Annotated in this window: 11 protein-coding genes; 4 read left to right on the plus strand and 7 right to left on the minus strand. The window is 44.8% G+C overall.

All coding sequences use genetic code 11. The features are described from left to right. Positions 1 to 23 precede the first annotated feature (23 nt). The 3 genes from QUA24_RS23640 to QUA24_RS23650 all read right to left on the minus strand — a co-directional run bounded on the left by QUA24_RS23640 (position 24) and on the right by QUA24_RS23650 (position 2495). Positions 24 to 908 carry a CPBP family glutamic-type intramembrane protease gene (locus tag QUA24_RS23640; protein WP_333232531.1) on the minus strand — a complete coding sequence of 295 codons (885 nt, stop codon included), beginning with the start codon at positions 906 to 908 and terminating at the stop codon, positions 24 to 26. An 85-nt stretch (positions 909 to 993) separates the two neighbouring features. Beyond that, a complete protein-coding gene (lpxD, locus tag QUA24_RS23645; protein ID WP_333232533.1) occupies positions 994 to 2034 on the minus strand; it encodes a UDP-3-O-(3-hydroxymyristoyl)glucosamine N-acyltransferase in 1041 nt (346 codons plus the stop codon). A gap of 143 nt (positions 2035 to 2177) precedes the next feature. Continuing rightward, positions 2178 to 2495 (minus strand): YkvA family protein, encoded by a 318-nt coding sequence (locus tag QUA24_RS23650; RefSeq protein ID WP_333063952.1) that lies wholly within the window; start codon positions 2493 to 2495, stop codon positions 2178 to 2180. Between the two features lie 180 nt (positions 2496 to 2675). Here QUA24_RS23650 and QUA24_RS23655 point away from each other — a divergent pair, with 180 nt between their 5' ends. Beyond that, positions 2676 to 2846, plus strand: coding sequence for a hypothetical protein (locus tag QUA24_RS23655; protein ID WP_333232535.1), 171 nt, complete (start codon positions 2676 to 2678; stop codon positions 2844 to 2846). 213 nt (positions 2847 to 3059) lie between these two features. On the opposite strand, the gene QUA24_RS23660 is transcribed toward QUA24_RS23655, so the two are convergent. Continuing rightward, positions 3060 to 4175 carry an SPFH domain-containing protein gene (locus QUA24_RS23660; RefSeq protein ID WP_333232537.1) on the minus strand — a complete coding sequence of 372 codons (1116 nt, stop codon included), beginning with the start codon at positions 4173 to 4175 and terminating at the stop codon, positions 3060 to 3062. Between the two features lie 270 nt (positions 4176 to 4445). Here QUA24_RS23660 and QUA24_RS23665 point away from each other — a divergent pair, with 270 nt between their 5' ends. The 3 genes from QUA24_RS23665 to vapC are packed head-to-tail and all read left to right on the plus strand — an operon-like array spanning position 4446 to position 5329. Then, positions 4446 to 4670, plus strand: coding sequence for a hypothetical protein (locus QUA24_RS23665; RefSeq protein ID WP_333232539.1), 225 nt, complete (start codon positions 4446 to 4448; stop codon positions 4668 to 4670). Positions 4671 to 4727: 57 nt separating this feature from the next. After that, on the plus strand, positions 4728 to 4928 hold the full coding sequence (locus QUA24_RS23670; RefSeq protein WP_333232540.1) for a type II toxin-antitoxin system VapB family antitoxin: 201 nt from the start codon (positions 4728 to 4730) through the stop codon (positions 4926 to 4928). Continuing rightward, positions 4925 to 5329 (plus strand): type II toxin-antitoxin system VapC family toxin, encoded by a 405-nt coding sequence (gene vapC / locus QUA24_RS23675; RefSeq protein ID WP_333232548.1) that lies wholly within the window; start codon positions 4925 to 4927, stop codon positions 5327 to 5329. Before QUA24_RS23670 ends, vapC begins: the two co-directional genes overlap by 4 nt. Before the next feature lie 332 nt (positions 5330 to 5661). Here the strand turns inward: vapC and QUA24_RS23680 are convergent, their stop codons facing one another. From QUA24_RS23680 to QUA24_RS23690, 3 genes are all read right to left on the minus strand, one after another. Further along, a complete protein-coding gene (locus QUA24_RS23680; RefSeq protein WP_333232542.1) occupies positions 5662 to 6312 on the minus strand; it encodes a hypothetical protein in 651 nt (216 codons plus the stop codon). Between the two features lie 187 nt (positions 6313 to 6499). Beyond that, positions 6500 to 7600, minus strand: coding sequence for a hypothetical protein (locus tag QUA24_RS23685; protein WP_333232550.1), 1101 nt, complete (start codon positions 7598 to 7600; stop codon positions 6500 to 6502). 150 nt (positions 7601 to 7750) lie between these two features. Continuing rightward, positions 7751 to 8629 (minus strand): hypothetical protein, encoded by an 879-nt coding sequence (locus QUA24_RS23690; RefSeq protein WP_333232544.1) that lies wholly within the window; start codon positions 8627 to 8629, stop codon positions 7751 to 7753. Between the last annotated feature and the right edge of the window lie 238 nt (positions 8630 to 8867).

Below are 8867 nucleotides of genomic sequence, written 5' to 3' on the forward strand. Positions count from 1 at the left end.
TTTTTACCGCAGATTTAAGCTGATTAGCGCTGATTAACGCTGATTTGAGTCAGGAAGAGTAAGGTTGCGGTTGCTAGTAGCAATAAAATGCCGGCTGCACCTGCTAGAGGTTTTGCTGCTATTCCTGTAATCCATTCCGGTGCGCGGCCTGTGGGATTAATTGCGCCTTCTGTATCTACGGTAGTTATACCCCAAATCCAAGCTGCGTGAATGCCGATCGCCAATCCTAAACTGCCATTGTCGGCGATGCGGGCTAATGTTAAAACCATCCCCATCAGCCACAATCCGGGCAGTTGCGGTAGAGTTTCTTTGGCGGCCCAAATTAGATGGGCGATCGCGAAAATGAAACTGGCGATCGCTGCTGCCATTAGCACTGAGTAATCTTGCTGGAGGATTGTTTGCAAGCAGCCGCGAAAGATTAACTCTTCTGTGGCACTAATCCACAGTCCTAATAACAGAGTCAGCAGACTAGCAGGATTAAAGATTAATGCCCAAAAATTAATGTTTTTTTCGCCTATTTCGGTGGAAGTTTCACCTTTTTTTAACTCGATCCAGCCTGCGGTTAATTGTAGACCGAATAAAATTACTAAGCTGATTATTCCTAATCCTAATCCCCCCAGTAATGATATCACAACTGCGGGTTGCCAATCCCAACCCCAACTAGCAAAAGTTGTGTTTTCGATCCAACTTGTCGCCCATAAAATGAATGGAACAATCACGTATAGGAAAGCTAGTAAAGGTAGTTTTTTGTTTCCCAGGGGTTGGGGTGGATGCCATTTGAGGGCGATCGCCAGCACAATCGCTGCGGGAAGCCACACAACAATCCAAGTTGAGAAAAACAAGATTATTTTGACAATTGCTGGTATTGACGGCGACAGCAGTCGCAGGTTCGTTATACTATTCCACATTTAATGGGTTGCAACTATAATACTGTTGACTGTTCGCTGTTAACTGTTAACTGTTGACTGTTAACTAATGACTAATGACTAATGACTACCGATCGAGCTTGCGCTGAATTTGCCTCAGAGACTGGTACATTTCGGGCAAGCGGTTGTAGACGGCTGCGGCTTTGAGAAATAATTTGTGGGGAATTGCTGGAACGCCCGTCACGATCGCACCTGCGGGCACGTCACTGTGAATTCCGGCTTTAGCAGTGGCGATCGCCCCATCTCCGATTTTGGCTTGATTAGCAATTCCCACTTGACCTGCCAAAATTACATTGTTGCCAATTTTTACTCCGCCGGCCATGCCAACGTGAGCAGCAAACGCGCAATTTTTTCCTACTTGACAGCCGTGACCTACGTGTACTAAATTGTCGATTTTTGTATTCTGGCCGATTCGGGTTTCTCCGACAGCGGGCCTGTCGATCGTGCTGTTGCAGCCAACCTCAACGCCCTCTTCCAATACAGTGCAGCCAGACTGCTCCATTTTCACCCATCCTGTGGCTGTCGGCACGAACCCAAAACCTTCGGAACCGATCGCCGCACCGCTGTGAATCACGCAATTTGCCCCGATGCGAGTACGTTCGTGAATGACACAGTTAGCGTGTAATACCGTACCTTCGCCAATTACCGAATCTGGGTAAATTACAACATTTGGGTGAATGCAAACGTTGCTGCCAATTTTGACTTTTGCTTGAATAACGACGTGGGGGCCGATATAGACATTTTCACCAATTTCTGCTGAGGGGTGAACGACGGCTGACAGATGAATTTCGGATGCTGGGCGAAACGGTTGATAGAAAATGGCGATCGTTTCAGCAAACAGCAATCGCGGATCTGCTGCGGCAATCCAAGCAATGTTGCGATCGTCACATTGAGCTTGCAGGCTTTCATCTAAGGGTAAAATTAAAGCCGAAGCATTTGTAGTGGCTGTATACACAGCAAATTTAGCACCTTCTATGTAACTGATAGTACCGGGTGCAGCTTCATCAACAGGAGCCACGCTTGTAATTTCTGGATCGGTAGCAACCGACGCTGTGAGGGTGCGACTGGTGGCTAAGTTCAGTTTTTCTACTATTTCGCTAAACTTCATCTATAAAAATTTTTTGTTAGCACAGATGGATCATAGTTAAAATTACCAGCTTTGGAGCACGATCTGAGCAGTTGCCATTTAAAAAACAAAAACCCCGATTTCTTGAAGAAGTCGGGGTTGTAGCGATCGATTATTTTTGGCAATTATTTTACAGAAACTGCATCTACGTCAACGGTGCTGCCTTGGGCTTCAGAATAATGGGCACCGGTGGCTTCGGATGCTGATGCTGTCTCTGTTTGGCGAGATTTAAAGTAGTCGATCGCCATTTGGGATACTTCGGAAATCAGCAAGACTGCGATCGCCACATCGTCAATTTGTCCGATGACGGGGAGAAAGTCTGGGGCTATGTCGATCGGGCTTACCAGATATGCCAGGGTTCCCAGAATAATCCACCAGCGGTATTTGGGGTTGCGGAGGGTGTCGCGGTACCAGTTGTAAACAGATTGTATAGAAAAGTTCATCAGGTTGTCCTCTACTTATATTTTCCATCTTGACAAATTGTCGCTCGAAATGCTTGTGGAGATATCCCCCCTAGGGTTGGCAAGAGAATTCTACCTGGGAGTATTGGGAATGGGGGAGGGAGAAGTTGTCAGTCGATTTTAGATTTTAGATTTTAGATTTTAGATTAAAGAATTGAAGCATTGACCCCACGGATAAATTCGGGGGCAAGTTTATCGGATACAGGTTTTGTATTTCTGGGTTCTGAGTCTGCTTTCGGAATGAATCCGGGGGCTTGTATCCTGGATGCTTTCGGTCAAGCTGTGTGGGAAGGGCGGGGACTCTTAGTACCGCCCCTACAGAAACCTGACTGATGAAAGCCGATTGAATTTATCTGTGTTTATCTGCGGTTTAAAAAAACATTCATATTTACGGTAGATTCGGCATTTTTTACTTGTATATCGTTTAAAGCAAGTTACTTTGATTGGGATTTTTCAACCGCAGATGTCAGCAGATAAACACAGATGAACGCTGATGGGATTCATTTGTATTTATCTGCAGTTTAACAACATCTTCATATCTTTCACTCACGAATTTTGAAAGATCCATTTTTGGTCACCGATCGCAATTTCGCAGCCATTTGGCAGCCAAAAAGGCTCGTTAGCAGCCAGCCTCTGCCCTCCTACAAAAGTGCCGTTGGAACTGCCGCTATCGACAAGCTGATACCGCTGTTTACCAATTTCGTCAGTGGCCCGGCGGATTTGAGCGTGGTAGCGCGAACTTTGCGGATCTTGTAATACTAAAGTGTTGGTTGGTTCGCGTCCAATTGTAAAGGGATTGGCTGTTAGGGCGATCGCCTCTCCAGAAAGTTTGTAGATTAAATATGCGGTTGTTTTGCGATCGCTGCTTGCGAGTACCGTCGGTGCAAGTTGGGGAGGATTTCTCCCTGCTGGGAGACTGTTTTGAGCAAGTTGTTGTGTTAGTTGTTGTAAATCGCGATCGAACCCTGCTGCTGTGTCAGAAGCTGGAATACTCGCAGGAGAATTACCTGAAATTAAGTTTAACTGCTGTACGGGAGATTGAGGAACAATCGGGCGGCCGGCTTCGGCAATTCTCATTTGCAGGGCGGCGGCATTTTCTGCTTCCTGTCGGGCACTCATGCCCTCAACTTGGCGAATAACTCCGTTGGTTTCGGGAAAGCTGACATCGCCAATTCGCACGTCTTCTAAGTTAAAACCTAGAGTATAAAAATCTTGGACGCGATCGAGCAAATTTTGGCGCAGCAACAGCCGTCCTTGACTGATTAGCTGTTGTAGGGGTATTTGCCCGATCGCTAATCCCATACAATCCTTAACTGCACTTGCTAAGACAGCTATAGGATCGGACAATTCTAAAGCTACTCGTTTCGGATCTATAACTTGATAAATAACAGTCAGAGTAGCATCAATTAAAAACCGATCCTTAGACAAAAAATCTCCGTGCGACTGTACATCCAAATTGCGGAGTTTGGTGTCTACGAGGACAATTTGAGACTGTTCTAGCAGGGGAAGGGCAAAGCTGAAATGTCGCCCGGGTTTTAGGGTACGCACGGCGCGGCCGTTTTTGACCAACAGACCCGTGTAACCCGCCCCTATAAAGTCCATACTAAACCCGGCCCAGCGTTCTGGAGTTATCGTTTGAATCAGGGGAGAAGCGTTGTTCATGGGAGAGAGTTGAGGGAGGGGAGATTCTATTTTTAGGGTAACAAATTGCTGGGGGCGAGCGATCGGGCGGTGTGCCGGTTCCGCAACCTCTATTCTATACTTCTGGACTCCCGCGATTCAGGCCGGACTCGATCGAGTTTGCATCTAGTTGATGGTGGGGGCGATCGAAATACTGTTCGTAGGGTGCGTCAGATCCTTCAAACCTGTTGAAATCGAAAGAATTAATGTCTAACGCACCCTACAATTTGGTTTAACGGTGACTAAAAGTCAGTGATTTATTGGCTATACTTAAGGCATCATGCTAGGAGCGTAAGTCAGATGAATACGATCGCGATCGCCCTTTCTGATGAGCGACTCCTGAAGTTACAAAAACTCGCCAACGACTTGAATGTATCGATAGAAGAGTTAGTTTTAATAGGCATCGAAAACTTACTCCTCCCGCGAACTAAATGCAGAAAGCGATCGCCCATTGATAGAGTTGCAGTGCTACACTAAAATTACAGCATTGTTCGGTGGCAATTGCGTGATACCCTACTTGCACGAGGAAAATATATGGTAACTACGCTCGAAATTGACAAAAATCTCCTTCAAGAAGCCCTTGATTTGAGTAACCATCCAACACCTACTACATTAATTGAAGCAGCTTTACGCGAGTACATTCAACGTCGCAAACAACTAAAAGTAATGGAATTGTTTGGGACTATTGACTACGATGAAGATTATAACTACAAGCAACAGCGACAAACTTTATAAATGTTCTTGTTGATAGTTCCGTTTGGTCGTTGGCCTTGCGGCGCAACACAACAAATGATGCGCTCTCTATTTTTAATCTACTGCGTGATTTGATTGCAGATGGACGAGTTGTTTTACTGGGGGCTATTCGTCAGGAGGTGCTTTCAGGGGTACGCTACAAGGAACAGTTTGCTCGATTGCGAGAGTATCTTCCTGCTTTTCCTGATTTAGAGCTAACAACGGAAGATTATGAGTTAGCCGCAGAGTTTTTCAATACCTGTCGCAGTAATGGCGTTCAGGGTTCAAATACTGATTTTCTGTTATGTGCCGTTGCTCATCGTCGCGGTTACAGCATTTTCACTACTGATAAAGATTTTGAGAATTTCCGATCTCACATTCCTGTCGTATTACTATCATGGTGATTTCTCAGTTTATATCTTAACTTAGGGATGCCGATCGCACTTTTGGATTTGAGATGTCCGAGGGGCGATCGCACTTTGGGAAAAAGAACAATTGCGCTACACCCAAGACATGATCAGACTGCTTTGAGCTATTGCGTTACAGGCTTCAAATCGATGTCATCGTTGGAAGTCAGTATTTTATATAAATGACAGGGGATGCCCGCTGCAATCAAAGTTTCCAGAGCGTGATCGAGCTTTGAGCAGTCCTCATAAATGCCGACACTGAAAGTAGCATCGGACTTGGGGAAAAAGACCCTCGCCCCTAAGAATAAAAGGGGCGATAACAGTACATTTCAAAGTGAAATAGTGGGCTGTGGGAAATCAGGCAACAGAGGAATAGGAGGTTGTGAAGGTGGCTGTGGTATATTTACAGACAGAGGTGGACTCTCAACAGGTGGCTGATTAGCTAACAAAAGGCGTGCAGTTGTAATACTGGAAGCCTGAACATTATTCAGTTGGGCTAATTGTTCACCTGTACTTCTAAGACTAAGTATGGTATTAGCACCTGCAGCTTGAATCAAGATGTCATTGATATTTACACCGACTGGTACTTGGATGTAATCAATCGTATTTTCAAAGTCGGTGATGAGGTCTAAACCGCCACCTGTTGACAAGGCAAATGTATCACTTCCTTGTCCGCCACTGAGTGTATCAATGTCCCTGTCACCTGAGAGAAAATCATCGCCTGTATCACCAAAGAGTTGATCGTTGCCTTTGCCACCAAATAAACTCTCGTTTCCCTCTCCACCTGAAATGCTATCTTGACCGTCGTTTCCCAGAATTAGTTCGCTGATGGTAGAGCCTGTAACTGTATCATTGCCACCTAGAACAAAGACACCACCAGAAATATCTGTTAGTAGTCTAGGGGATAATTCGATTAATTCTGCTGTGTTATCGCCGAACAAGCGAAATAGACCATTATCATTGATGAATCTTAATGCCATCGTTATTTGTTCTCAACTGTAAATTTGACTGGATTGGAGAGGGAGAAAATTAGGAGCGAGCGCTCTTTCAAGATACGAATGGCGAGCGCTCAGATGTAGTCTCGATCTAAATTATAGGGGGCATAAAGGATGCAGAGATGCTTAGATTCGGCCCAATATGAGCGGAGCAATCGGCATTAATTGTTACCTAAATCCAGGTTCTTTGATTGCTACCGTTAGACACATAATCTAAACCAGTTATACTTGAGTTTCCGTTACTTAAATCGGCTGAGATAACACCCTCATGAGCCCGATCAAATACAAACAGAGAAGGCTGTACTTTACCGAAGTTATCAAATCGATCAAGAGTGAGAAGAGATGGGAAAGATAATGATGGTTTTGAAGCCAAGTCTTTGAAAACATCAATAACACGGTTATGATAATCTCTCGCAGCGTCTTCCCCTACATAACCAGTGAAATTAACTAGGTAGGAATAATCCGCAGTTGTAGCTTGCTCATTATCACCTGCTATAGCGCCCACCTTAGGACTACTACTATCTGAAACGACCAATGCAATAGATTTAGTAGCGGTCTTACTAAATTCTACGATACCATCATCTCCTGGGTTATTGCCATCAATGTCGTAATCGCCAGCAGGAGAAGCTGGATCGAGTGCAACAAGATTCTTAACACCTCCACTTATTCTTCCTATCTCAGAGGCAACGTAAGAGCCTAAACTATGACCTAAAAGAATAGTTCGTTTAGGATCTATTCCTAATTCTTTCAACCTATTTGTAGCCCAGTCAGCAACGGGTCTGATCCGCTTCGCAGCGTCGTAAGGAATCGTCAAAAGAGCCGGACTACCAGGGTCATTTGCTGCCTCTTTCCAGTCTAAGTAAAGTACCTGAGAGTTTGGGTAATATTGACTAGCGGCTACTGTTTCCGCTAAGTTAATTATATTGCCATCTTCCGTACCATTACCACGACCATGAATCACTACAACGGTGTCTTTGTTGGGGTCAATATTACTACGTTCAGCTTTCCCTTTTACACCATTTTCGTAAAGCGATAGCTTGACGGGAAATGTCTCGTTTTCTACCGTGATATCTTTGTTACTATCCCAAGAGAGGGAAAAACTGGCATCACCTCTTTCTTCAGCATATCCAGCATAGACCCAATATTTACCAGTAGTTACAGGAGTAAAAGTATATTTCTTCCCGCCGTAAGCATCATTTAACCATTTCCAATTTTGACCACTTATGTTATTCCATTGATTAGATTGATTAGCGTTAACTGGTATAGCTCCTATTTGATAATAGTCATCTGCTTTTACTGAAAAGTTGTATGTTACACCTGCTTAAAAATCTGCTTGTCTGTAAAGAAATACCCCAAATTTATCAGAACCTACACCGACATTACTCGGAGCCCCATTACCCCAATTTCGAGAAATAACGTTTCCCTAAGAAGCAGCATCCCTGTCATTATTACGAGTAAATGGAATGAATCCTTTTTCAACGATTTCTCCTGAACTCCAATCAAAAATGTTTCCTCCCCAGTCTTGGGAAAAATTAATTCCGTAAAATGTTGCATACTCTACTGAAAGTATTTTTCCATCTATAGTGACAGTCGCCCGATCGTCCTCACTCTTCAACCCCTGAAGCTCACCCTCACTCAACTCCTTCCCCTGAACAACCGCCCCAAAAATCGCCCCCTCATCCCCCAGTGAATCCGTAACATTCAACCGCGAATCAACAGAGTGCCCTATCTCTTCCAGCAACACATCCGAAACCGCCGCCGGATTCGCCCCATTCTGAGCCAAAAATTCCTTCAATAAATAAATCGTATCCGTCGCCGCAGCAAAAGCCCCATTCGCCCCAGCAATCTCAGCAGACGAGACAACCTTCACCGGCGGGATATCACTAAAATCTCCCTGAAACCATCCTTCAGCTAAGGCTTTCGCAGCCGCAGCATCCCAGTTTTCCCCAAAAGCCACATTCATCTTAGCCACGAAATCTGGCCCGGCCGCAAACTTACTCAAATCCCCATAGACTTCTGACATCGCCTGACCTGTCAGCAAATCGACAGAGCTATCCGGTAAACTGCTGTTGGAGTCCGCGATCGCCCCATTAGCCATCCGGGTTAGCGCAGCGTCAGGCAAGATGATATTGTCATAGGCTTCTGGCGTTAAAGTCGGGATATTAACTTCCTGACCAACACCCCCGGTTAGGACGCGGTTAGCATCTAGCTGCGGGATAATTGCCTTAGTCGGTTCTAGGCTGGCATTCCAAGGAGCGATCGCACTTTCGTTATTAAATTCAGGCGTGAAAAAATTAGACACGTTATTCTCCCGTGTTGATTAGAGACAAGTACATAGACTTGCCCTGTGTTTGCTTAGATTAAATAAACGATTTGTTGTAAAAGCCGATCGGCCGATCGCCCTAATGAACCCTTAGCCCGGACGAACCGCAACAGTAGCGGTACTTCTAAAGCTCTATTTATCTAAGTAGTTAGACAGAATTAATTACACAAATACATAGTAGAATGATATTCCAGGCAAAATTATGAGTTAATTAGAA

Origin of the sequence: Microcoleus sp. Pol12B5 (assembly GCF_036701335.1) — a bacterium.
Lineage (GTDB): Bacteria > Cyanobacteriota > Cyanobacteriia > Cyanobacteriales > Microcoleaceae > Microcoleus.